Below are 24365 nucleotides of genomic sequence, written 5' to 3'. Positions count from 1 at the left end.
CTCAGGAGCTATGAAATGTATAATTCCCACAAATCCTGCTAAAGTAACAATTTCAGTTTCAAAATCCCAGAGAAAGATAAAATTACCCATTCACTAACCTATGAATGAAGTTGATTTAGCATTTACCCCAGCACTAGAGTTGGCGGAATTAATTCGTCGCCGGGAAGTATCACCACTAGAGTTGGTAGAAATATATTTAGAACGAATTGGGCAATTAAATCCCCAATTAGGAAGTTATTTTACGGTGACGGCAGAATTAGCGATCGCAGATGCCAAAGCTAAAACAGAATTATTGACAACTACCTCAGAACTACCACCATTTTTTGGGGTGCCAATTTCCATTAAAGACCTCAACGCCGTAGCGGGTATTACCTGTACTTTTGGAAATCCGGCATTACTGAATAATATCCCTAACTATGATGATGGTGTAGTAACGCGGATTAAGCAAGCTGGATTTACTATTCTTGGTAAAACAGCTACTTCCGAATTAGGTTCATTACCTTACAGCGAACCTACGGGTTTTCCCCCAGCTAGAAATCCGTGGAATTTAGAATACACTCCTGGCGGTTCCAGTGGTGGCGCAGCGGCTGCGGTAGCAGCGGGATTGTGTGCGATCGCTCAAGGTTCCGATGGCGGTGGTTCGATTCGGGGGCCTGCGGCTTGTTGTGGTTTGGTGGGACTCAAACCATCCAGAGGCAGGGTGAGTAAAGCACCCGTAGGCGAACGCCTCGCTGGAATTGCCGTCAACGGCCCGATCGCCCGTACCGTCGCTGATGCTGCTGCCCTTTTGGATACCATATCTGGCTATGTCACAGGCGATCCTTACTGGTTGCCCGATCCTGAACCATCATTTCTCGCCGCCACTCAGACAAAATTCGGTGCTTTGCGAATTGCTTTTGACACTAGCATTTCTCCTTTGGGAGAAGCTGACGCCAACTGTCAGCAAGGTGTCCGCCAAACAGTTGAGTTATTGGAACAACTCGGCCATCAAGTTGAACACAAATCCCCAGATTTTAGCGGTTTAGTTGAACCATTTCAAATCGTCTGGCAAGCTGGGGTAGCTGCATCGGGACTTCCTGTTGAAGCCTTGCAGCCATTGAATCGCTGGCTATTTGCACGCACAGGTTCTGTTGCCCAATACCTCCAAGCAGTTTCCCAAATGCAGGTAGTGGCACGGCAGATTGTCGCGTTTTTTGATACCGTGGATGTGCTGGTATTGCCAGTTTATCTACATTCACCCATCCGCGTTGGGGAATGGGCTTCTTTGAGTCCAGAAGAGACATTCCAAAATATTATTCAATGGGTTGCCCCTTGTCCGCCTGCGAATGCAACTGGACAACCTGCGATCGCAATTCCTGTAGGCTTTGATAGTAAAGGTTTACCCATCAGTGTGCAGCTAATTGGTAAACCTGCTGCAGAAGCCACACTCATCAGCCTAGCAGCACAATTAGAAGCGGCTAACCCTTGGATTCATCATCGTCCAGCCTTTGCAATATCAGGCTAATCATGCAGGCATCCCTGGAACAACTCTCACAAATTATTGTGTTTGCGGGTTTAGAAACAGCAGAAAAGATAAATTTGCAACCTTACACTCAGGTACAACATCATCGCAAAGGAGAGATTATTCTGCATGAGGGCGATGTCTTACCAGCAAAACTCTATGCTGTTGTCAGTGGTTCAATTCAAGTTACCAAAATAGCAACAACGGGGAAAGAAACCATTCTCCGCGCCTTAACTGCTGGGGAAATTTTTGCGGCTCCTGCTTTGTTAGGAAATAGAATTTCTCCGGCAACTGTAACTGCTGAATCTGATTGTGAAATTCTCACTGTAGAGCGAGATGCTTTATTAAAAGCTATTGGAGAAAATCCTGAAATTGCATTACGAATGCTGATGGTTTTTAACAGTCGGATTCAGCAATTACATGAAACAGTCCACGGATTAGTTTCTGAAAGAGCTATTGTTCGCCTTGCCAGATTAATTCAATATTTTGCTGCCGAATCTGGAACTGAATCTACCTCACAAGGTGAGTGCTTAAAAGTCAAATTATCTTATTATCGTATGGCTCGAAGTAGTGGCATTACTTACGAAGAATGTGTGCGGTTAATTAAAAGTCTCAAGTCAGTAGTTGCCTATCATCGGGGTGGAACGATTACCATACTTGATGCTGATAAATTGGATGCGATCGCTTCTGGAGATATAGATTAGAGTATTTGCTATTACATAGAGAAAACCTGCCTCAGCAGGTTTCACAAGTTTAATTTTCCGTAAAGAGTTATCAGACTGCTACAGCTTCTCTATCTCGTTCGCGTGCAGCGACAACTAGAACTAGACATAAAGCTGCGATCGCTTTTTGCCATTCCTGCCGAACTTGCGCGTCTTCGACACCTTCAAACATCCCTACCAAGCGGGGAATAGAAGCTTCTAAAGCCGGACGAGGTACTGGTTGGTGTAGTTCAACTAAATGAGTTAAACTTTCTTGATTATGGACGAAACCAATTACCCATGTTGTTGTGTGATCAGGACTATCAGGAACCCGCTTGACTCCCAACTCATTTTTTAGCCAATTGTAAAAAGGTGGTAATTCTTTAGCTAAAACTCCTCCTGCTGTGGGTAAAGTTTCCTTAAGCAAATTGGTATCTAAGCTGTTTAATGATTGCTGCAATTGAGGTGAGTTGAGAACTTCAGTTAGAGGTTGTGATAGTATTTCCTCCAACTGAGTTTCCGAGAAATTTAAATTTTGAGCAAAAGTTAAAAGTAGCGATCGCATATTTCCAGACTCCATAAATAACTAATTATTCTCTGCGACTTTCTCAGAAAGTGTGAGTAGAAATGTCAGGTTTTCTTCAGCTTTTAAGGCATGAGGTGCATTAGCAAACATAAAGACAAAAACACCAGGTTTAAGTGCAATATCTTCTCCAGATAAAGTGAGTAAACCTCTGCCTTCGATGACGTTGATAGTGGCATTCCGAGTAGAGGTATGCTCTGAAATATCAGTATTAGCTGCTAGGCAAAATAGAGTGTATTGACAAGCGTTATCTTTCAGCAGCACTTTGCTGAGAACTCCCGCACTGGGATATTCAATTTTGTCTTGGAGTTGAATAACAAAAGATGGGCTAATTGTGATTGAATTGGTCATAGTATTTTAGGATTATGAACCGTAAATCAATGCTGATAATCATTCAAAAATTATCAGTATTTATCAGGCGATGGTTTTGGTGAATAAATTATGTTACTGGGCAACAGCACACAAAATGATGTAGCCTAATTCATGTTGGTATTTATGAAAAACTTGGTGAATTTCTAAAACCCGCTTGCGAATATCTTTCTGCGTCAATATATTCCACAAAATCCGAGTTGTGTTAACAATACCTTCATCTTGAACTACCCGTCTGAAATTCAATAAATTCATTGAATCAGTTTGGCATTTTTGCACTTGCAATCCTGCTGCTGCAAAAGCCGTCATCCAGTTTGATTTTGACAATGGTGTAGAATTAACTCGAATTACTCGTGCTAAGTCATCATGAATTTGTTCTTCTTTGTCACTAGCTAATAGTTCGTGGGAGAGAAATTTACCTCCCGGCTTGAGTCTGTTGTGAATTTCAGCTAAAATCTTGGCTTTTCCCAATGGCGATTGCATTGTGAGAATGGCTTCTGCCAATACATAATCAAACTTTCCTGGGATTGTCTCTAGGTTGAAAATATTACCTTCAATGATTTCAACTTGATTTTCTAACCCAGCAGCGCAGATATTAGCACGCGCACAAGCTACACTATCAGGATTTTTTTCAACGCCTACTACTTTGACATGGTAGCTTTTTGCTAAAGCGATCGCACTATAACCAAAGCTAGAACCTAGCTCTAAAACTCTCTCTCCAGGCTGAAAGTTTGCCCACTCAAATAATTTATCTGTAGCTATTCGTCCACCGGGACGCAGATATTTTTTACCTGCTGCTGCTAAAACTTCGTGTCCGGTAGCTGTTTGGAAATTGAGGATAGTGTTGGTCATCTCTGCGACCCTCTGAACTTGTCTTATCCTCAATTTCTCAGGAATTTACGATATTGTCTCTGAGGTAGCTCATAGAAGCAGTATTACTTTGCTTTCCACTCGTGGTCAAGGATAGCGTAAAGAAAATTGTCGTACCATCTATCTTTGATTAACTCTTTTTCCAGCAGATGACCCTCACGACGCATACCAATGTTTTCTAATACCCTTACAGAAGCAACATTCTCTGCAACACACCAAGACCAGATACGATGCATTCCCAGTTCTTCAAAGCCGAACTTTAAAATGGCTTGTGCTGCTTCTGTTGCATAACCTTGTCCCCAATACTGAGTGTTTAGTTCATAGCCAATGTTTGCTTCCCGCATTTCTGGGTCATTTACACGGATACCACAATTGCCAATAAGCTGATTTTCTGCTTTGAGGATAATAGCTAACTGAAACTTTGTCCGTGGTTGCTCTTTTTGCTGCTCAATAAACATCTGAATAAATTCGCAAACATCCTTTTGTGTGCGGTGTGTCCAGTAGTTGTAACGCAAATACAAAGGATCAGATTGATAAACCAAAACCGCCTGCCAATCTGTCTCTACAAAGTCACGCATTAGCAAGCGGTGTGTTTCTAAAATCATGTCTTTTCTTTATGTGCTGATTACATCCAATCTATAAATTTTAACTTTTACATTTTGCACCTTGAGGAGTAGCATCAGGATAATAGGTAATGATTGCTTTGTCTTTCCTAACAAAAACTGTAGGAAAGGATTTACCTGTTTCTCGGTCAAGTACATTATAAATACATGCTCCCTCATTATTGCCTTGGAGCTTAAATATTTTGGTCGCATCTAAAAGCATTTCTTCGGCATTACTGAGATAGCCATAGCCTTTAATGACATCTGTTACTATCCGATTTTCCTGCTTAATTACTACACCCATTGTATAAATTACATTCGGAACAACTTCCTCTCGTCCCTGATTATTTGGCAACCGTCCGCCTATGCCTTCATTTTGTAACTGTAAATATCTGCCGTGAAAATGTAAGCCACCAATATCATTGGCGTTATATATTTCACCACAAAATATATGCTCAAATCCCCGACGTTGGAACCAAATATTGGTTAAATCTTCGAGAAATTGTGCTTGATTATTACGTCCTGGACGTAGTTCACTGCCACTAACTTGCTGAAGTTTTTGCAGCACATCTGGGTAATAAGATAACAATTGTTTAAAATTATTAGAACTAACTCTCGTACCAATAGGGCCACAGAGTTTAATTACCGCTTTGTCAAAAGAATTTAGCAGTGGTTGAGGTGGTGTGATATCTACCTGTTGTCCTGCGGGAAAACGAATAGTAACCTGGTTATCTACATTATCAAAAAACGGCAGAAGTTTGGTATCTTTCTGTGGCTGCGCGTTCACTGAGTTTTGCCAGCCAAAAGGGGAAACCAGTAGCAAAATAGCAAACATCTTTACCATCTGCTTTAACCTATTGGTTACAGAATTTAACAGCATAAATTTTAGATTAATTAGATGACAATACTACATCAAATTAAACTTGATGTATGTCGTACTTTCTTAAAAACCCGGTTTTTTTTAATAAACCGGGTTGATGAAGTTCTTTAAAATTATGTTGACTTGGAATTTGGAATTGTTTATCTAGCTAAAGATGGCGCGTAAATCTTTTGCAACTTTCACTCAATCTACATTATTTAGTGGAATGATTAAGTTGCCCGATCAATTCTTTGCACTTCTTCATCAGATAGTTTTACATTGATAGCAAGTGCCGAGTCTTCAATGCTGGAAACCTTACTAGCACCAGGAATTGGCAAAATAGCAGGGGACTTGGAACGCAACCATGCCAAGACGATATTGTACACTGATACGCCTTTTTCTTTAGCTAACTGAGCGATCGCAGGAATATCTTGCAAATCCTGATGGCGACGCCTACCACCAAAGGGACTCCAAGGCAAAAATGTTAATCCTTGCTGTTCACAATACTTCAACACGCCGTCATTTTCTGGCTGTCGTTGCCAAGGGCTGTATTGATTCTGCACCGAGACGATATCCACCAGATCCCGCGCCTGCTTAATTTGTTCAACGGAAAAGTTAGAAACTCCCACAAACCGAATCAAACCCGCCTCAACTGCTTCTTGAACTGGCGCAAGAGATTCTTCAATGGTGTAATTAGGATCAGGCGCATGGTATTGCCAAACATCGATGGGTTTAGCACCACCCAACGCCTCAAAACTGACTTGAATTGTTTGGCGCAAATGTTCTGGATTACCGTTGGTTGTCCAGTTGCCATCGGGACGCATCAACCCGCCCTTCGTTGCCACAATTACTTGACTAACATCGCCTTTATAACTCGTAAGTGCCTTGTGAATTAGCCGTTCGTTGTGATGCTTATCTGACTCATCTTTGCAGTAAGAATCGGCAGTATCAATGAATGTAATACCCAAATCCAAGGCCCGATGAATAACTTCGATTGATTCCGATTCGGGAGGGCGATTAGAAATTGACATGGGCATACCACCCAAACCAATCGCACTCACAAAGATACCAGTTTTTCCTAGCTGTTTGGTTTCCATGCTTCTAGCTATAGTTTTCTGCCCCAATTATCTATCAGTTAGGCAAAGCTTTTGTAGCTATTCATCATAAATCCTCCCTGGTACTTAGACTTGACGATATATAAATGGTCTACGAGGGGAATACTCTACTCAGGGGTTCAGTATTCTATACACATACACCGATGAAAATTGTAGAGGAAACCCGTACTAGATTGCAGCTAAAGCATCGACCACTCAGAGATTGGTTCACCGGATGGTGCATTTTTACTGTCTGTTTCGGCTTTTTGATTTACTGCTTATTTTTTGAGTCTGCTTCAGTTAAAATAACTTGCGATCGCCTCTCCCCAAACCAAATGAATTGTGAATTAAGACGGTTTAATTTGCTGGGAAGTATGGAGAAACTCAAAATGTTTGATCTCCAGGAAGCATACATGCTTACCAAGACTGGTAGCAAAGGGGGAAAAACTTATCAAGTGATTATTGTGACTCCTTTTGGAAGCTTTGCTCTTTTATCCCATGTTAACTATGAAGAGAATCAGGAAATTATCTTTAAAATCAACAATTTTATCAACTCTGGTCAAACTTCCCTATTGGTGCAGCAAAATCAGCGCCACTATCTACTTTTATTAATTTTATTTATATTGATTATGATGGCGATCGCTGCTTATTTTTCCACATCACCTGTAACTACCTGTACCTTTTATAAAAGTATTGATAAGGTATTTGTCGAACGCAAAAGTCTTCGTGGCAATCAAATTATTGAACATCCACTAGAGAATATTATGAGTTTTGATATCCAAGAAAAGCAATTTAAATACTCAAAGCTTTATCGGGCTGTAATTGTGGTGAAATACTTTAAGGAAATCCCAATTAATCCACAATATACTGATGAAAGGAGTATCCGATATGCAGTTTCTCGGATACATTCATTCCTAAAAATTTAATAAAAATTCCCCGCAGGATAGTCTGATAAAGCAAATTTTTCGGTATTAAGTCCGCGCAGCTTATAGCCCAATACTGTTCCAATACTGCTCGGTTAAGGATTTTTAACTCGGAATTGGGTTTGGGGAAAAGGTTAAAGGGTAAAGGTTAAAGGTTTTTTCTTTCCCCTTTCCCCCGCCCCTTATCCCCAGAGGGGGCCCCACCTTCCCCTTTTCCCCAAAACCCGACAAGTATTGAATACTTTTCGGATAAGCACTCTTCACTTTCCTTGTGGTCTGGAAAAAGCTTAAAGGGTAAGGGGTCAAGGATTTATTTAAAACCTTTTCCCTTTTCCCTTTCCCCTTTAACCGAACCGTATTTTATAGCCGCAACTCCAATATCCTGAAGTCGTAACACAACCTAGTCAACTACAAATACCCACTTTGTCAGTTTGTCTAATTAAGCTAAGTTTGGTAAATAAAATAAGTAGCCTACATGATCGGCTGTTATTCCACACTTGACATAAAGCATTGTGAGTGCAAAACGTCTGCCAGAAACCATTGCCCATGTCAGAATTACTCGCCAATCCTGGCAACACGGCTTCCTTGAGGGCGAAGTGAGTGCGGGTGAGTTTGAGTGGCATTTCCAGTGGCATTTTCGCCGGGGAGAACTTGCCGTCAAGCCTTCCCAAGGTCGCGCCTTAATCAAAGAACCCCTCGGTCGATTCTTGGAGCAACAAGATTACCAGCTAGAGCCTGGAGGAGACTATGCTTTTACTATTCGGGCGGAACTCTAGGAGTTAGAAGCAATTCAATTTTAGATTTTAGATTTTAGATTTTAGATTTTTTCTTCAATCCAAAATCTAAAATTGGTTGACTGCTGATTCAGTGAGGCGATTTAAGTATCTTTCGATTAAGAGAATGGCAACAATGTCATCTATCGGTCTTGGTGGCTGTCGCAGACCTTGTGGCAATAGCTTTATTAGCCCTTTGGGTGGGAACATTTGCCAATAGCGATCGCGTGCTTCTAAGGTTGTATAGCGCTCATCCACTAAAATAATACTCAGCGGTTCTGTCAATTCCTGGTATAGTTGCTGTCTCCACTGCTTGGCTGTAGTTTGATCGCCCATCACCATCAAAGAGATCGGAAACCTTTGACGTAGTGTCTCAATGGTAGCGATCGCCTCTTTGGCTAGCACGACCTGATGATAATACAGTTGCCGATCCAGTCCCATCACCGCTAAACCACACTTATCTCGACCTGGATCAAACCCCAAGATGACTGGTTGCGTTGGTGAAAATTCACGGAAAGCCATAAAAAATTAAAAATTAAAAATTAGAAATTAAGAAATGCAATCACAGCAACTATTTTGGCTGCTGTTCAATATGTTTAAATCTTGCAAGAACTGCCTCCTGCCTCCTGAATAATAACAGTGTGCAAATAATTTTTTAAGTACTAAAAATAATTTTTCCGTTGACTGTTGCCACTAATTTTACTCTCAATGGCCCAGCTGTATAAGTGTCCTCTGCTGCGATCGCTTTGATCTCCAAGGGTTGATTATACTGTCTTAATTGGTTGACAAAGCGCAAAAAAGTCCCGTCTACTTGGACATTTTCGACAATTCCGGCGTTACGGGCCCGAAATTGGGAAGCAGAAATCAGTATTTCCAGGCGTTGCTGTAACTGATAGGATGTCATGCTTTTGGAATCAGTATTAGTTGTGGCCAGCACCGCGCCTCCCGAAAAAACCAATTGATTCCGGGCTGTATCGGCAAAAAATTCTATCTGCTTTTCTCCCCTGACGTAATTACCAGCGGAAAAAATTCGCACCACGTATTCTTGACCATCCTCAATCTGCTTGCTCAATTTCTCAACCCTCTCCTGGGTGAAGCGTATTAGCTCTGCATTTGCAGGATTTGCACCAGGTTCACTCAATTCCAGGTTGGCGTTGCGATTGGCTTCTTGTAAGAGTTGTACAACTGCCTGACGAGCAGCAGCAGGTTGGGTAACACGAACTACAGCAGCGGACAAAACTTGACCGCGAACTAAGGCCAGCTTACCCAGACGCAAATCGCGGTAGGACTGATAATATTTTTCCAGCCTTGCAACTTCCTGTTCTAGTTGCTCCTGTTGTCCTTCCAATTCTTTAAGACGAGATTCCCGTTTGACAATCACTTGTTCTCGCGCTGCAACTTCGAGATTACGCTTTTGAATCAGTTTATCCAATTGAGCAATTTTTTGATCGCGTTGTTCTATGACTTCTTGGCGGTTTGCAAGTTCGCGATCGCGTTTTTCAATTGCTGTTTTGGCTTCGTCAATGGCTTTTTTCGCTTCAGCATACAGTCGTTGACGTTCTGCTTTCAGTAGTTCAACTGCCGCTTGTAACTCCTTTCTCTGGTTGTAAACGCTTTGCAATTCAGCTATGGCTTTTTGGTACTGAGTTACAACTTGTTCTAGCTGACCTTGAGTGCGTTGGAGTTGAGTTTGAGTTTGGGCTTGTTGACTAATGGTGCGATTCAACTGAGCTTGTGTTTGCCTCTGTTTGGCATTGGCCGCCTGCAAAGATTGGTTGATTGCCTGCAAGTCTTGTTGTGCCTTTGCTTGGGCAATTTTGGCTTGGCTTAACTCACTCTCTACCTGACTTTTCTGAGTTTCTGCGGTTTTTAGCTGTTCCCGCTTCTGTCTGAGGTCTGTTTGAATGTCCTCTAACTCAAAGACTCCTTTTCGCAAGCCTTCGTCAGCAGCGAATAAAATCCCTAAAGTTGATGCTGAAATCAAGCCACCCGTAAAAATAGTGACCAGTACAGCAGTGTTTTTTGGACGAAGCTTAAAAAGTGAGAGGCGGGCTTTGCCAACTCGTGTGCCGATGCGATCGCCCACGGTTGCAATTACGCCTCCCAGAATTAAAATTGCAGCGATGAGGATGTATCCGGTGGTCATCTTTAGCTACCGAAATCCTTCCAGATACAGCCTACTACTTTTAAGCATTGTCTGGAAAGAAGTGGAAATTGGCAATAGCTGAAATTACTCAATTTTGATTTACCTCTAGCTATTAGTGTCATTTTTCAAAATAGAACACGCGCCGATTCCCCTTTCTCCAATTGTTTTTATGTGAATTGCCTACTTAAGGTAACAGGTTTATGCACAGTAATCTTCTTTTTGTGGATAGAAATCATCTTTTTCTCACGCAAATCTCCCAGTAGCCTAGTAACGGTAACACGAGTTGAACCAATTGCTTCTGCGATCGCTTGATGAGATAACTTCAAATCAATAGTGATCCCATCTGCACAAGGAACGCCAAAATCCCGACAAAGAATTAACAAAAAACTTACCAACCTAGAACCCATATCTCGGTGAGCAAGAGTTTCAATCATCATCTCCGTCTGTAAAATTCGCGAAGACAGACCTCGCAGCATTAACATTGATAATTCTGGATTTTCCTTGAGTGCTTGCTCCACCTGTTCAATTGGTGCTGACAGTAATTCCACAGGAGTAAATGCAACCGCATGGTAAAACCGATCCGACTTATTTCCTGTCAGCAATGACAATACACCAAAAACACTATTTTCCCGCAGCAACGCTACCGTTATTTCCTCTCCTGCCTCGTACACCCTGGAAAGTTTAACAGCACCTTTCAAAAGAAAATAAACTCGTTCGGCAGGATCGCCAGGAAAAAAGATCGTTTTATTGCGTTCAAACGTTTCCACAACTGGCGGAAACGCCCCGGTCGCCATCTGACGAAATACATTTGCTAGGGCTTTATCTTGTGTCACGATCATCTCCCTTCCCCTACCCAATGCCGGAAAAACAAAAACTGATTACCTAAGAATACACCCGAAAAATGAATAAAGCACCGTCAACCTTTCTGTACTTTCCTATACTCAAACTAATCTCTTCATAACTCTTTGTTTATAATGATACATAATTCTTGATCCTTTCAGCTACTAATTGTTGATAAGTAGTTCCAATAGCTGTATTTAAAAGGTTTTTTGAAGAACAAATAAAGAAATCTTGAGAATATCTTTATAAAAAATCAAGATTTTTGTCACAGCAAACACCCTTAGCAATATTCATTTTTGCAAATCCTGTATAAAACAAAGACAAAACGTGCCTCAGATTCTAGTATGCTCCTAATGATCGATCGCATTAACAATTTCTATGCTAAATCTGACTGGAAAAAATGCCCTTGTTACAGGTATTGCCAATAACCGCTCGATCGCCTGGGGCATTGCCCAACAACTGCACAAAGCTGGAGCAAACCTGGGTATTACTTACCTGCCGGATGAACGCGGCAAGATGGAGAAAAAAGTTGCGGAGTTGGTAGAACCTCTCAACCCCAGCTTATTTCTTCCCTGTAACGTCCAAGATGAAGATCAAATTAAATCTACCTTTGAGACAATCCGCGAACAATGGGGAAAGCTAGATATCCTCATTCATTGTCTGGCCTTTGCCAGCAAAGATGATTTGAGTGGAGATTTTAGCCAAACCTCTCGTTCTGGTTTCAACACCGCCTTAGAAATTAGTACCTACTCGCTGGTGCAGTTAAGTGGTGCAGCAAAACCTCTGATGACAGAGGGAGGTAGCATCGTCACCCTGACATATTTAGGCGGTGTTAGGGCAATCCCCAACTATAACGTCATGGGAGTTGCCAAGGCGGGGTTAGAAATGAGTGTGCGTTACCTGGCTGCTGAACTAGGGCCACAAAATATCCGCGTAAATGCCATCTCCGCAGGCCCCATCCGCACTTTGGCATCTTCAGCAGTGGGTGGAATTTTAGATATGATTCATCATGTAGAAGAAGTAGCTCCCCTACGACGCACCGTCACTCAGCTAGAAGTGGGCAATACGGCCGCTTTCTTATGTAGTGATTTGTCCAGCGGGATTACCGGACAAATTCTGTATGTAGATGCAGGATATGAAATTATGGGAATGTAAGATAATTTGGGCATGGGGCATTGGGGATTGGGCATTGGGAATTGAGTATTAGTAAAATTCTTGTCCATTTTTCATTCCCCATGCCCCATGCCCTATTCCCCATGCCCTATTTCCTATGCAAATCAGCAAAATTAATTCAAACTACGATCGCTTAACTGAAACCTCTCGGATTGCCACTGTTCACCGCACCACTGGTGAAACTAATGTACAAGTTACTATCAACCTGGATGGTAGAGGAACTTGCACAGCAGCAACAGGCATTCCGTTTTTGGATCACATGTTGCATCAAATTGCCTCCCACGGGCTGATTGATATCGATGTCCAAGCCAAGGGAGACTGGGAAATTGATGATCATCACACCAACGAAGATGTAGGCATTACTTTAGGGCAAGCTTTCAACCAAGCACTAGGCGACAGAAAAGGTATTGTCCGCTTTGGTAATTTTCTTGCACCACTGGACGAGGCCTTAGTTCAGGTAGCGCTAGACTTTTCCGGCCGTCCTCACCTCAGTTACGGCTTGCAAATTCCTACTGGGCGGGTAGGAACCTATGACACCCAACTGGTACGAGAATTTTTTGTGGCTTTGGTGAACCATAGCCAAATGACATTACACATTCGGCAACTGGATGGCATTAATTCCCATCACATTATTGAAGCAACATTTAAAGCCTTTGCAAGAGCAACACGGCTGGCGGTGGAAATCGACCCCCGTCGTGCTGGTGTAATTCCCAGTTCTAAGGGAGTTCTATGAAATGGGCATTGGGCATGGGGCATGGGGCATTTAAAAGAGGCAGAGGGGCAGGGTGCGGGGGGCAGAGAGAGGAAAAAACTCTTCTCCCTTTCTCCCTGCTCCCTGCTCCCTTGCTTCTTTCCCAATCCCCAGTTCACGATAATTGACACACCAGTTGTTGATGGTTATTATCAGCCTACCGGGTAATTTGTAATTAATCCCAAGCTGATAAATAGTGATTTAACCGAGATGAAGTCTGTTGCCGATGACCCTAATTCTCAACTTAATACGAGAGACATTCCGCCAGTAGTCCTAACTTCTGAGTTGCGAAAAGTCTATCGCACTGGTTTTTGGCTAAATCAAAAAGTCGTATCTCTCAAAAACTGTTCTTTAACGGTGTACAAAGGAGAAACCTTTGGGTTGCTGGGGCCAAACGGTGCTGGTAAAACCACACTTTTAAAATTGTTGCTGGGAATTATTCATCCCACCTCTGGACGGGGATCGTTGTTGGGTAAACCAATAGGCGATCGCAGTGTTAAGCAACATATCGGCTATCTGCCAGAAAATCCCTATTTATATGACTATCTCACTGGCTGGGAGTTTTTGCAGCTAGCGGCTGGGCTATTCCAAATTCCCCAAAGTGTCCAACGCCAACGTATTCCCCAACTGCTGGAATTAGTCGGTTTATCCCAAGCCGATGCCCGTAAAAAGCTGCTGCGTCGCTATTCTAAAGGAATGCTACAGCGTGTTGGCATGGCACAGGCACTAATTAACGAGCCAGATTTAGTTTTTCTGGATGAACCGATGTCTGGGCTTGATCCGGTGGGACGCTACCAAATGCGGGAAATTATTCTGGCGCTAAAAGCCGCTGGTAAGACGATTTTTTTCAATAGCCACATTCTTAGTGAAGTAGAACAGATTTGCGATCGCATTGCCATCCTCGCTCAAGGTGAACTAATTTGCTCTGGTTCCCTCAATGAACTCTTAGGCGGAAAAAACACATATCACGTCAAAGGTCAAGGTGGTGACGGGGAAATTCTCAAAAAATGGATACCCACTCTTATATTTGAGCCTGATGGTTCTTGGCACGGTACACTACAAGATGATTACTATGATTTTCTTTCGAGTCTTCGTCTAATGGAGGGTAAAATTATTACCATGAACTTGTCGCGTCACTCCCTAGAAGAATTTTTTATTCAACAAATCCAAAGAAAAGATAACTCATTGAATTAGTCTTGTTACCAAATAGCAAATTGCCGATTGACTTGAAGAACAAAACTCAAAGTTTCTGCCTTTTGGAATTATCTTTGCTCAACCCAACCCAGAAAAAATAAAATTACTACCTCTTCTTAAGGTTGTTTGTATTTATTTAATGAACTTGTTCATAATTTTGGTAGTCTCTTACTACTTATGGCAGATTTAAAATGTCATCAAATTAACTTTGACAAGAAAATTTTTTTCGTAAGTACTTGATTGGCTAAGATAAAATTTATTGTAGAAACTGTGTTTAATTGCGTAAATCCTATATTTTTTGATAATTGCCATATTCAAGCAGCATTAACTTTAAGCTAACTTCACTAAAAATTTAAATTCAATAAACAAATTCCCTCCGGAAAATCACACTTTTCTAGGAAAATAAGAGTGTCGGGGAACTTGAATACTTAGGTATAGTCAAAATAAAAATGTTTAGACAGTACTTTATTGATCGTAGTTTCAGAGTCTCAGGTAAATATGCTTAACAAAAGTTTGTCTAAATTCCTAACTCAGCCAGTTGTGGGTGTGGCTTTATTAACTGCTGTCAATGCCGCTGTGTCATCTGCTAGTCTAGCTCAGGGACAACCATTCCCACCAGCTACACAACCACCAAGCACACAGACACAAATAGATACTAATTATTCTTTAGGAGGCGGCGATCGCATCCGTGTAAATGTCTTTGAAGTCCCTGAATATACAGGCGAATATCAAATTCCCCCAGGTGGAGCAATCAACCTACCTTTAATTGGTAGTGTGTCAGTCCTCGGCCTAACAACTGAACAGGCTGCTGACGAAATTGCGAGAAGATATGCCCGCTTCCTCAAACGTCCCTTGATCTCAGTCAATTTGTTATCGTCTCGTCCCATCAATATTTTCGTTGCCGGAGAGGTGACACGTCCAGGAGCTTACACTCTGAACTTGAGCGGAGGCGCGGGAGACAATCCAGGTGTACAATACCCGACTGTATTAGCTGCATTGACAACAGCGCAGGGTGTAACTCTTGCTGCGGATGTAACTCAAGTTCAATTACGGCGTAAAGTCGGACGTTCTTCAGAGCAAGCCGTCACCATCAATTTGAAGGAACTCATCCAAACAGGCAGGTTATCACAGGATATTACCTTGCGGGATGGAGACACTATAGTTGTACCAACAGCAACCAACTTCAATGTGGCTGAATCTCGCAATATATTTGCAGCTAACTTTGCCGCCAGCCAAACAACACCCCGCACGGTAACAATTATTGGTGAAGTTAATCGTCCCGGTTCGTATCTTGTCACCCCAGCCAGCACAGATGCTGCTCAGGCGGGCGCAACCCCTAATAGTGGTACTGCCACTCCCAATGGTCTACCAAATGTAACACGGGTAATTCAACTAGCTGGGGGAATTACAGCGCAAGCTGATGTTCGTAATCTCAGGTTACGCCGACCTACAAGAAGTGGCTCAGAACAAGCCATAGATATCAATCTTTGGCAACTCTTGCAGAGTGGTGACACCAATCAAGACATCATCGTACAAGACGGAGATACAATTGTTATTCCGACGGCAACTGAAATTAACCCCGCAGAAGCTACTCAATTAGCTACCACTACTTTGTCTCCTGCACGCATTCAAGTTGGTGTGGTAGGCGAAGTTAAAAGACCAGGATTAACAGACGTTCAGCCGAATAGCTCTTTAAATCAAGCTATACTCGCTGCTGGCGGATTTAATGATGCCAGAGCTAGTAGCGATGCTGTTGATTTGATTCGCCTCAACCCTAATGGTTCTGTGACTAAACGTATAGTAAAAGTGGATTTCTCCGCTGGGATTAATGAACAAACTAATCCCATACTCCGTAACAATGATGTTGTAGTAGTCAACCGATCTGGTTTAGCTAAGACTGGGGATACTACAAACACCATAGCTGGCCCTCTAGGTGTTATTTTTAATATTCTGAGGTTGTTCGGAATCTAGTTTAATATATAGATGCAAATTGGGGGCGTTGGTCAATCCTCCTCGTCTCCACAATTGCACTATACCTTGAATCAAAGCTCAATAGTCACGAAAAATTTTGAAAATTGACGCAATAATAAGGGTTTCAGCCGTCTATATTAAGGCTTTCCATCACCACCACAAGCGATCGCTCTTAAGTCCATCCACAATAGAGGTGTCTAAAAGATAACGTAACGTCTCGCAGAGAAGGCATCACTTCCTCCAAAATAGTTTTTTCTATCAGCTATTTCTATAAAAAAAATTTATTTAACAAATTCTGGGGGTTTAAGTTCCCAGCAACTTAACAAACAGCAAGTTTTGTGGCGGGGTCTAAATCCCAGCCCTTTCAACGCGTACAAATGAACTACTAAATCAAAGGCTGAAACCCGCTTCCAGACTAGAACCAACAATGATGCTTCTGGGCTATCAGTGAAATTTTAGGCGATCGCATATCCAAAGCGGTCAATTTATTGCCTCTAGAATTGAGCATTTTTGGGAGAATATCCCGTAAGTCTTATTGTGTAAGGGTTAATTGGGTGTGTATTTTTGGAGAAAAATATAGTACAAATGAACGCTTTGAAAGGTCTGGGTCTAAATCCCTATTACAAAATTTAATTGCAATGACATTAGCAAGACCTTGAGCGCCATTACGAATTACGAATTATTTTAAGTAGTATTACTCATTGACACATTTTTTAGACATTAACAATTCTTAATGTGCATTGGCAGGCTTATGAAAACCTTGTTGTAGGTACTCAGATTTCTTATGATAATGAGAATACTTTAGAGAGTAGAGGCATAAAACCTACTCCCTGACTTGTTTTATTCATTTAATGATTCTTATTATCATAAGAAATATTTAAGTAAATTAACTTATTGATGACAGATATACTATCTTAACCAAAGATACCGCGTATACACAGTAGAATGATGTCGAATTGGAAATGACGCCATTTGTACGGTTGCTTAGTGTCCATTAATGGTGTAGCTGTGGATACTGATAAATTTTATTCAGTATTTTTACCAGATAGCTGCCATTTTTTGAAACACAAGCTGAAAAGGCAGTTCAGCCATATTTACGCGAAAATCCGCAGGTGCAAACCTAAAAAAACGTGTATAAACTTACAAATGGCAGTTATACGACCGTATCCAATACTGAGTTACTGAACGTTACTGAACTAAGGCTAGAGTTACTGACTGTTGACGATTGAGTTTTTGCAACATACCCTATTTTTCCCTATGATGATTCATGGTTTCGGTTTTTTAAGTTTGAGCGCATCTCTTGTGCTTCCTTGGGCATTAACAGGTTTGGTTCAAGGAGAGAGAATAACAGAGTCTTTAGTTAAAGATGTTCGTCAGTCTCCCACTGATCAAGTAATGCCACTACCTAGCCGTAAGTTGATCAGCCAGTCTTCAACTGCGACAACATACTATGTTAGTGGTAGCGGAAATGACAAAAATAGCGGACGCACTACCTCATCTGCCTTTAGGACAATTCAGAGGGCGGCAAATCTTACCAACCCTGGCGACAAAGTATTGATTATGAATGGAGAATACAAAAATACAGGAGGAAGTGGGAGTGTCGTCAGTATAAGACGTTCTGGAAGGGCAAATGCATGGATTAAGTATCAAGCATATCCTGGACATTTCCCAAAAATTCGGCACGATACATGGAATGGTATCCTATTGTCAAATGGAGTCTCATATATTGAGATCGACGGGCTAGAGGTCATAGGGAACAATGCAAACATAACCCTTTCTTATGCATTAAGTCAGAAGACTAATGGATCAAATCCGCGTACAAACGGAACCTGCATAAGTATTGACGGACGCAATAGTTCTGTTCGTTACATAAATATTCTAAACAACAAAGTGAATAATTGCGGAGGAGGAGGTATCTCAGTAATCTCCGCTGATTATGTGAAGATTGATAATAACACAGTGTTCAATAACGCCTGGTATAGTATGTACGGTACGAGCGGTATTTCGTTCTTGAAGAGTCGGAATTCTGACAACAACCAGGGATACAAGATGTTCGTGACAAGAAACAGGGTCTATAACAATCGCAATTACGTTCCCTGGATTCAACGTGGAAATATCACAGACGGTAATGGCATTATTGTCGATCTTTCAAAACAGGGTGCAAATGGTGCATATAGAGGACGGACTTTAATTGCAAACAATATTACCTACAGGAATGGCGGTTCAGGTATTCATGCCCATGAAAGTGAGCATATCGATATTGTCAACAACACAGCATATTTGAACCAGCAAAGTCCAGAACTGTCAAAAAAAGGGCAACTCTATGCTGGTTATTCAAATGATGTCAAGATTTTCAATAACATTGTTTATGGTGTTGCTGGTAAAAATGTGAACAGCAGCTACATGAATAAAAACGTCACTTATAACTACAATCTTTACCCGAACGGTGCGGTGATCGATGCGAAGGCGAGGGGAGCTAACGATATTATTGCAGACCCACAATTTCAAAATGCCCCAAATGGTGACTTTAGACTCAAAGGAACGAGTCCGGCGATCAACAGGGGTTACTATTGGAATGATTTGAAAACTGATCATGCCGGTAACCCTCGTCCTGCTGGTGGTGCATATGATATTGGGGCATACGAAATTAGGTAACGTTCCCTCAGACTGAAGTCTACAGTTACATAAAATAATAAGCCTGCCAAAGCAGGCTTATTATTTTATGGATAATTAATTAAACGTTATGGTGTTCAATTCACTTGTGAGACAAAATCCTAATTTATACAGAGCTTTTGTCTGGAATACGTTTTTGTCGTTTAACCGCTTTTGTCAAATCTTGATAAGTAAAGTATTCTTTCGCATGGTTGAAATAGCTACTAGATTCGTTTTTATCAATCAGACCATTCACAACTAAACCTAAAACGTTGTGACTGGATCTCTCTAACATTTCTTGAGCAGCAGCGGCACTGTTAGAATCAATTACTCCAGGTCGAGCGACTAACAAAATCCCATCAGTCATTTGGCTCAAAGTCAAAGCATCGGCTGCTAAAAGGAGGGGAGGAGCATCAATAATGACAAAATCATAGTTATCTTGAGATGAGAAATTCTCAATTAGTGATGCCATCCGCTTTGAGTCAAGCAGGGCAAGTGGGTTGGGAGGTCTAACTCCAGCAGTTAAAACATCAAGGCTATCCATTACCTTGGATACAGCAATGTCAAATTCAGCCTGACCTACAAGAACCTCACTCAAACCAACTGCATTGGTTAGTTGCCATAGATGATGCTGAGAAGGAACTCGCATATCTGCATCAATTAGTAAAACTTTACGTCCTAGTTGAGCGATCGCTGCCGCCAAATTAGCTGAAACTGTAGACTTGCCTTCTTTAGGAATTGCGCTAGTTACCACGATAGTTTTGAGCACTTTATCTGAACTCAGGAATTTCAGATTGGCTTGAATCATCCGGTACATTTCGCTGGTTAAAGAGTGGGGTGTATCTCTGACGGCGATTGTTTGAACTGTTGATTCTGCATCTGAATAACGGGAGCGAAGCTTTTTAACAGACAAAGGAACAATGCCCAGCAAAGTATATCCAAATATATCTCTAACTTCTTTAAGTGTTTTTAGAGATCTATCTCTCATAGCCAGTAAGAACACAGTTGTTGTGGCAAAAAATAAACCGAACATTACTCCCAGCACCAAAACAATTAGTTTTTTGCCTGCTACTGGATCTTTTGGCACTAAAGCCTGAGCAATAATCCGGGAACTAGCTGTATTTGTATTTTCAACTAACTGTAATTCTTGAACCTTTTTCAATAGAGTTTGATAGGTCGATTCTGCAACTTCAACTTTCCGTTCTAACTCCCGCTGATTTTGTGCCAACTGGGGTATGAGTTTCACCCGCTGTTCGTAGGTAGAACGAGAATTGTATAGAGAAGAGAGTCTTTGAGTTAACCCAAAGCGCTGTATTTCTGACTGTAGGAAATTTTGTATCAGGTTTTGTCTAAGTTCTCCAATCTGCAACAGGCTCTGAGGAACTGGTGTTCGATTACCAATAGTCTGACCAATTTGCTGTTGTAAGAGAGAATTTAAACTAGCTTTTCTTGCTTCTAGGTTAATAATTATGGGGTTGTCATCTAGAAAACGGCTACGCTCAACTGCTAACTGCCGATCGGTCTCTTGAAGTTGTGTAAGGACTCCCTGTACTGCAGGTGACTGGCTGAGGGCACTTACTGCGATCGCTTCCTGAGAATTTAGCTCTACTTTCTGACGTAGTTGATTAGTTTGGGCATTTACCTCATTTAATTGAGCTTTAACACTATTCATCTCATTATCTAGATTTCCAATAGTCGCAACGGCTGACCTTGTCTCCTCTGATAAATCTGCAATCTGATGCTTCTGTTTAAATATACGTAGCGCTACTTCTGCATTATTAACAGCTGCTTGAGTTTTAGGAAGCTGCTTGGCCATAAATTGACGAGCTGCTGCTGCCTCAGAGCGATTTGTCAGAATATCATTTTCTAAATAAAAGCTCATTATTGTGTTGACCACTGCCGCTGCTTCTTCGGGATTAGAACTGCTATAGCTAATTAGCAATACATCTGTCCCACCAATAATTTTTAGATTCAGGGCTTTTTTTAGAGCTTGTACCTCTAGAGGTATACCTTCGTTGTCTTTGAGTTGTAATTTATCTATTGTTCGCTGCAATAACTTGGGGGAAGTAATGACTTCTATCTGACTGCTTATAGGATTTTGAGTTGCTACCAAGGGTTTCAAATCCCCTGAGTCTCCTCCTTCAGAGGAACCAGGCGAAAGATTAGTTCCTGCTACCTTAAAAGAGGGGAGTCTGAATAACAGTTTTCCTTCTGCTTCATAGTCTGGCTTCATAAACCTTGTAGATATAGCACTCAGAATCACTGTAGCCACAAATATGCTGACAGCCGGTAACCACCAACGCTTCAATATCAACAAGTAACGATTAAGGTCTAAATCAATAGATTCTCTAGATTCCATAGATTTTTCTGACATAAATCTTCCAAAGTACAGGTCTTAAACAAGAAACTAAAAATTGACTTAGAGCAATCACATAAGCAGTTGCAATTGACAATACTGATATTATTTTACAATATGACAATAGTATAGACTATATTAAGTTGAAAATTTAGTTTCAATTTGGGCACAAATATGCAGAGGTGTTCCATACACCATTGTCTAGCAAAAACGTTGGTAAATTTGGGATTTGAGGTGAGTTAAAGGTGCCCTAACTACACTGCATTAGCAGAAATCAACCCTTTAACAGCAGGAGGTTCAATTAAAAATTTTTGCTAGCCATTAGTATGAAAATTTATTTCTGGATTATCAAAGGCTTAAATTGTTTCCTCGAATATTATATTGCTCTCACCCTTATCAAATAAACATGCTAACCAAAATTCCTAAGCCTAAGTAAAAAACGGGCAGTCTAGTCAGGTTGTGATTTTTGACCATAAACATATACTCATTACTTTGCCTCACTTAACAGTGATTCTGAAATTTAAAGTAGCTACTAACTTTGCCAAATTTTATCATAAGCCTCTAACAGTTTCGGAGCTTGATATTTCCACTCAAGGATCTCCTCCATTCTGCGCCGTCCCTCTGCTCCTATCTTTTCTCTAAATTCAGGAGAATCCAGAAGTTCCAGAATTTTCTCAGCAAATTCCACCTCATCATTAGGCTTGGCATAAAGAGATGCTTCCTGTGCAGAACGTCTTCCCTCTCGCAAATCAAACTGGACAATTGCTTTTCCCATGGCCATATATTCGAGGATTTTATTCATGGTGCAGTTTTCGTTATAAGTAGATGTTGGAGAAGGCTCTACACACACGTCACAACTGGAGAGCCGCTCTAAAAGTTCTTCCCCTTGCTTAAACCCTGTAAATTCTACGAAATCAGTCACTTCTAACTCTTTAGATAAAGCCTTAAGTTTTTCAATTGCAGGTCCACTACCTATTAGCATAAAGTGAATATCGGAGCGATTTTTTTGCTTAACAATGTAATACACCATTCTCAGGAGATAATCAATTCCCTCTGGTTCACCCATGACACCCATGTACCCTATTAAGTAGTTTTTACCTCTACGGTAATTAGGGTTTGGAGGCATTCGGCAAAAGCGCGAAAGATCAGGTGCACTACGAACTACAAATACCTTCTCTGATTTCTTGTGTCCGCGGTTCAGAGCTACCTCTCTATGTGACTCGTTCGTTGAAATTACCATATCTGCTGTGGCATAGGTCAAGCGTTCAGCCCAGCGTAATCCATGATAAAAAATATCACGCCGTTGATACTTAGCTTCATACATCTCCGGACTGAGATCATGATGATCAAAAATAACCCATATACCATGAAATAATTTAAACCATCCTGCTACTAAGAAAAGCAAATCCGGCGGATTACAAATATGTATGACATCAAAACCTCGCTCTCGCCATACCCTTTTAGCTAAACGGAATTGCCAGTTAATCGCCCAACTGTACTCTCGGAGATAGCCAATGACTGAACTTTCTTCCGGTGGTAGAGGATGACGGTAGATGTGAATCTGCTCAATTACTTCATAGTCTTTGTCAAAACCATTACCTGTCGGTGAAATTACGGCAACTTCATACCCAGCTTTTTGCAAAGTAGTTGCTTCCATCCATACCCGCCTATCAAAGGGAACTGGCAGATTCTCAACGATAATTAGTACTTTTTTCGATGATGCCATAATAATTTCAATTCTTAATGAGTTTAATAAAACACTGACTTGTCAATTATAAAATCTGCCTTTTTGAGTAACTTTTAGTCATACTTGGCAAAACTGGGCTGAATAATCGGCATATCTGCATATTCATGGCTTTCAGTCTTGCAGTTGCTAGATATTTAAACTCATATTATTAATCATCTGAATTTAACACTGAACGATATAAGTTAAGGAAAGAAACCCAGTGATTTTTAATATCGAGATCAAAAACACTGGTTCTCGCCTTAGATCCTAGAGAAAGCCTCAAAGACTCATTTTCAATTAAAGACTTAACAGCGTCTGATAACTGCTCAACATTACCTGGATCAACGATTAATCCATTGTCAGATTGAGTAACTATCTCAGGTATGCCTCCTACTGGTGTAACTATGACTGGTAACTCCCAAGCCATTGCTTCCAGCATTGCTAATGGAAGACCTTCATTGTAAGAAGGCAACACAAAAACATCTGCTTCAGTTAAAAGAATATCACGTTCATCTGACCCTATCCAGCCAGGTAATTTTATATAATTTTCTAGGTTTAAAGTCGTAACTAAATTTCGTGCTTGTTCTATGTCTCCATCTCCTGCCATTATCATACTTGATTTAGTTTTATATTCAGTAGGTAAAAGAGAAAAGGCTTTGATCAAATCAAATGCTCCTTTTCGTTGACCAATTCGTCCTAAAAAAAGTAAGTTCACTTTCTTAGAGACTGAACGGAGTGGAACTTCAGCAGGAATTTTTACTGGATTATAAAAAACTACAACTTGTTCGGGTTTCAGTCCAAGGTTTTCTATGTAAAAAGTTTTCCAACTTTCTGATAAGACAACTAAGCGTTGACACTTGCAAAATACCCAACGTAGTAATTGCTGTATCCATTTTGCAAGTTCAGCGTAGAAAACATGAAATTGACTACCGTGAGCATGTAGAATTATCGGCTTGTGAAATACCCAAGCTAAAAGTGCCATAATCGCTTGTCGTAAGACACTACCCCGCTGGGAAATCTCCAGTTGAACAATATCAACTTCTTCCCTAATTAACATCCAAAAAAATTTATATATAGCGCTCAAAAATATTATTATTTTGAACGCTGTAGATCCTTCTTGGTGAGTAACAATATGACGGATATTCACTTCAGAAGGAGCATAGTCTAAAAAAAGTTTTTCGTAATTGGAAATGCCTCCCTGCTGGAGTAAGCTAGGACCTAACAGGAGAATCTTGATAGTTTTAGTTGAACACATATGCTGCACTGTTTCCATAATTGGAC

The 24365-nt window shown here is 41.0% G+C and carries 21 protein-coding genes; 9 read left to right on the top strand and 12 right to left on the bottom strand.

Annotation, left to right across the window (positions count from 1 at the left end; all coding sequences use genetic code 11):
* Positions 1-100 precede the first annotated feature (100 nt).
* Positions 101-1504: an amidase gene (locus HUN01_RS27205; RefSeq protein ID WP_181928758.1), complete on the top strand. Its 1404-nt coding sequence runs from the start codon at positions 101-103 to the stop codon at positions 1502-1504.
* A 2-nt stretch (positions 1505-1506) separates the two neighbouring features.
* Entirely contained in the window at positions 1507-2205 is a 699-nt protein-coding gene (locus tag HUN01_RS27200; protein ID WP_181928757.1) for a Crp/Fnr family transcriptional regulator, read from the top strand.
* 70 nt (positions 2206-2275) lie between these two features.
* Here HUN01_RS27200 and HUN01_RS27195 read toward each other — a convergent pair whose 3' ends face one another.
* The 6 genes from HUN01_RS27195 to HUN01_RS27170 all read right to left on the bottom strand — a co-directional run bounded on the left by HUN01_RS27195 (position 2276) and on the right by HUN01_RS27170 (position 6582).
* The gene (locus HUN01_RS27195) at positions 2276-2767 is read right to left on the bottom strand and encodes a hypothetical protein (RefSeq protein ID WP_181932841.1); all 492 of its coding nucleotides are present in this window, start codon (positions 2765-2767) and stop codon (positions 2276-2278) included.
* Positions 2768-2788: 21 nt separating this feature from the next.
* The gene (locus HUN01_RS27190) at positions 2789-3136 is read right to left on the bottom strand and encodes a cupin domain-containing protein (RefSeq protein ID WP_181928756.1); all 348 of its coding nucleotides are present in this window, start codon (positions 3134-3136) and stop codon (positions 2789-2791) included.
* 93 nt (positions 3137-3229) lie between these two features.
* The gene (locus tag HUN01_RS27185) at positions 3230-4006 is read right to left on the bottom strand and encodes an SAM-dependent methyltransferase (protein ID WP_181928755.1); all 777 of its coding nucleotides are present in this window, start codon (positions 4004-4006) and stop codon (positions 3230-3232) included.
* 83 nt (positions 4007-4089) lie between these two features.
* Positions 4090-4629: a GNAT family N-acetyltransferase gene (locus HUN01_RS27180; RefSeq protein WP_181928754.1), complete on the bottom strand. Its 540-nt coding sequence runs from the start codon at positions 4627-4629 to the stop codon at positions 4090-4092.
* Positions 4630-4669: 40 nt separating this feature from the next.
* A complete protein-coding gene (locus HUN01_RS27175; RefSeq protein WP_420832746.1) occupies positions 4670-5470 on the bottom strand; it encodes an EndoU domain-containing protein in 801 nt (266 codons plus the stop codon).
* A gap of 245 nt (positions 5471-5715) precedes the next feature.
* Positions 5716-6582 carry an aldo/keto reductase gene (locus HUN01_RS27170; RefSeq protein WP_181928752.1) on the bottom strand — a complete coding sequence of 289 codons (867 nt, stop codon included), beginning with the start codon at positions 6580-6582 and terminating at the stop codon, positions 5716-5718.
* A gap of 161 nt (positions 6583-6743) precedes the next feature.
* Here HUN01_RS27170 and HUN01_RS35675 point away from each other — a divergent pair, with 161 nt between their 5' ends.
* Together HUN01_RS35675 and HUN01_RS27160 are read left to right on the top strand one after the other, a co-directional pair.
* Entirely contained in the window at positions 6744-7505 is a 762-nt protein-coding gene (locus HUN01_RS35675) for a hypothetical protein (protein ID WP_238845668.1), read from the top strand.
* Positions 7506-8014: 509 nt separating this feature from the next.
* Entirely contained in the window at positions 8015-8278 is a 264-nt protein-coding gene (locus tag HUN01_RS27160) for a DUF3146 family protein (protein WP_069070640.1), read from the top strand.
* 66 nt (positions 8279-8344) lie between these two features.
* Here the strand turns inward: HUN01_RS27160 and HUN01_RS27155 are convergent, their stop codons facing one another.
* The 3 genes from HUN01_RS27155 to ntcA all read right to left on the bottom strand — a co-directional run bounded on the left by HUN01_RS27155 (position 8345) and on the right by ntcA (position 11260).
* Entirely contained in the window at positions 8345-8797 is a 453-nt protein-coding gene (locus HUN01_RS27155; protein WP_181928751.1) for a RuvC family protein, read from the bottom strand.
* Positions 8798-8930: 133 nt separating this feature from the next.
* The gene (locus HUN01_RS27150; protein ID WP_181928750.1) at positions 8931-10421 is read right to left on the bottom strand and encodes a DUF3084 domain-containing protein; all 1491 of its coding nucleotides are present in this window, start codon (positions 10419-10421) and stop codon (positions 8931-8933) included.
* Between the two features lie 167 nt (positions 10422-10588).
* On the bottom strand, positions 10589-11260 hold the full coding sequence (ntcA, locus tag HUN01_RS27145) for a global nitrogen regulator NtcA (RefSeq protein WP_010998529.1): 672 nt from the start codon (positions 11258-11260) through the stop codon (positions 10589-10591).
* Positions 11261-11639: 379 nt separating this feature from the next.
* Here ntcA and fabI point away from each other — a divergent pair, with 379 nt between their 5' ends.
* The 5 genes from fabI to HUN01_RS27120 all read left to right on the top strand — a co-directional run bounded on the left by fabI (position 11640) and on the right by HUN01_RS27120 (position 19005).
* Positions 11640-12416 (top strand): enoyl-ACP reductase FabI, encoded by a 777-nt coding sequence (fabI, locus tag HUN01_RS27140; protein ID WP_181928749.1) that lies wholly within the window; start codon positions 11640-11642, stop codon positions 12414-12416.
* A gap of 115 nt (positions 12417-12531) precedes the next feature.
* Complete coding sequence (gene hisB, locus HUN01_RS27135) at positions 12532-13167, top strand: imidazoleglycerol-phosphate dehydratase HisB (RefSeq protein WP_181928748.1); 636 nt, start codon at positions 12532-12534, stop codon at positions 13165-13167.
* 228 nt (positions 13168-13395) lie between these two features.
* Positions 13396-14379 carry an ABC transporter ATP-binding protein gene (locus tag HUN01_RS27130; protein ID WP_181928747.1) on the top strand — a complete coding sequence of 328 codons (984 nt, stop codon included), beginning with the start codon at positions 13396-13398 and terminating at the stop codon, positions 14377-14379.
* 498 nt (positions 14380-14877) lie between these two features.
* Positions 14878-16350, top strand: coding sequence for an SLBB domain-containing protein (locus HUN01_RS27125; RefSeq protein ID WP_181928746.1), 1473 nt, complete (start codon positions 14878-14880; stop codon positions 16348-16350).
* A gap of 1218 nt (positions 16351-17568) precedes the next feature.
* Complete coding sequence (locus HUN01_RS27120; RefSeq protein ID WP_238845666.1) at positions 17569-19005, top strand: choice-of-anchor Q domain-containing protein; 1437 nt, start codon at positions 17569-17571, stop codon at positions 19003-19005.
* Between the two features lie 124 nt (positions 19006-19129).
* Here HUN01_RS27120 and HUN01_RS27115 read toward each other — a convergent pair whose 3' ends face one another.
* The 3 genes from HUN01_RS27115 to HUN01_RS27105 all read right to left on the bottom strand — a co-directional run bounded on the left by HUN01_RS27115 (position 19130) and on the right by HUN01_RS27105 (position 24357).
* A complete protein-coding gene (locus HUN01_RS27115) occupies positions 19130-21376 on the bottom strand; it encodes a GumC family protein (RefSeq protein WP_203219502.1) in 2247 nt (748 codons plus the stop codon).
* A gap of 514 nt (positions 21377-21890) precedes the next feature.
* Complete coding sequence (locus tag HUN01_RS27110) at positions 21891-23084, bottom strand: glycosyltransferase family 4 protein (RefSeq protein ID WP_181928745.1); 1194 nt, start codon at positions 23082-23084, stop codon at positions 21891-21893.
* A 169-nt stretch (positions 23085-23253) separates the two neighbouring features.
* Positions 23254-24357, bottom strand: a complete 1104-nt coding sequence (locus HUN01_RS27105; RefSeq protein WP_238845664.1) for a glycosyltransferase family 4 protein — start codon at positions 24355-24357, stop codon at positions 23254-23256.
* Positions 24358-24365: the final 8 nt, after the last annotated feature.

It is taken from the genome of Nostoc edaphicum CCNP1411 (assembly GCF_014023275.1).
Taxonomy (GTDB): domain Bacteria; phylum Cyanobacteriota; class Cyanobacteriia; order Cyanobacteriales; family Nostocaceae; genus Nostoc; species Nostoc edaphicum_A.
This window is presented reverse-complemented; position numbering and strand designations above follow the sequence as displayed.

Excerpts from the sequence above, each read along its gene's own strand:
- HUN01_RS27105 (WP_238845664.1), bottom strand. The coding sequence starts at position 24,357 with ATGGAAACAGTGCAGCATATGTGTTCAACTAAAACTATCAAGATTCTC.
- hisB (WP_181928748.1), top strand. The coding sequence starts at position 12,532 with ATGCAAATCAGCAAAATTAATTCAAACTACGATCGCTTAACTGAAACC.
- HUN01_RS27150 (WP_181928750.1), bottom strand. The coding sequence starts at position 10,421 with ATGACCACCGGATACATCCTCATCGCTGCAATTTTAATTCTGGGAGGC.
- HUN01_RS27110 (WP_181928745.1), bottom strand. The coding sequence starts at position 23,084 with ATGGCATCATCGAAAAAAGTACTAATTATCGTTGAGAATCTGCCAGTT.
- ntcA (WP_010998529.1), bottom strand. The coding sequence starts at position 11,260 with ATGATCGTGACACAAGATAAAGCCCTAGCAAATGTATTTCGTCAGATG.
- HUN01_RS27180 (WP_181928754.1), bottom strand. The coding sequence starts at position 4,629 with ATGATTTTAGAAACACACCGCTTGCTAATGCGTGACTTTGTAGAGACA.
- HUN01_RS27185 (WP_181928755.1), bottom strand. The coding sequence starts at position 4,006 with ATGACCAACACTATCCTCAATTTCCAAACAGCTACCGGACACGAAGTT.
- HUN01_RS27175 (WP_420832746.1), bottom strand. The coding sequence starts at position 5,470 with ATGGTAAAGATGTTTGCTATTTTGCTACTGGTTTCCCCTTTTGGCTGG.
- HUN01_RS27130 (WP_181928747.1), top strand. The coding sequence starts at position 13,396 with ATGAAGTCTGTTGCCGATGACCCTAATTCTCAACTTAATACGAGAGAC.
- HUN01_RS27205 (WP_181928758.1), top strand. The coding sequence starts at position 101 with ATGAATGAAGTTGATTTAGCATTTACCCCAGCACTAGAGTTGGCGGAA.
- HUN01_RS27115 (WP_203219502.1), bottom strand. The coding sequence starts at position 21,376 with ATGTCAGAAAAATCTATGGAATCTAGAGAATCTATTGATTTAGACCTT.
- HUN01_RS27195 (WP_181932841.1), bottom strand. The coding sequence starts at position 2,767 with ATGCGATCGCTACTTTTAACTTTTGCTCAAAATTTAAATTTCTCGGAA.
- HUN01_RS27200 (WP_181928757.1), top strand. The coding sequence starts at position 1,507 with ATGCAGGCATCCCTGGAACAACTCTCACAAATTATTGTGTTTGCGGGT.
- HUN01_RS27125 (WP_181928746.1), top strand. The coding sequence starts at position 14,878 with ATGCTTAACAAAAGTTTGTCTAAATTCCTAACTCAGCCAGTTGTGGGT.
- HUN01_RS27155 (WP_181928751.1), bottom strand. The coding sequence starts at position 8,797 with ATGGCTTTCCGTGAATTTTCACCAACGCAACCAGTCATCTTGGGGTTT.
- HUN01_RS27170 (WP_181928752.1), bottom strand. The coding sequence starts at position 6,582 with ATGGAAACCAAACAGCTAGGAAAAACTGGTATCTTTGTGAGTGCGATT.
- HUN01_RS27190 (WP_181928756.1), bottom strand. The coding sequence starts at position 3,136 with ATGACCAATTCAATCACAATTAGCCCATCTTTTGTTATTCAACTCCAA.
- HUN01_RS35675 (WP_238845668.1), top strand. The coding sequence starts at position 6,744 with ATGAAAATTGTAGAGGAAACCCGTACTAGATTGCAGCTAAAGCATCGA.
- fabI (WP_181928749.1), top strand. The coding sequence starts at position 11,640 with ATGCTAAATCTGACTGGAAAAAATGCCCTTGTTACAGGTATTGCCAAT.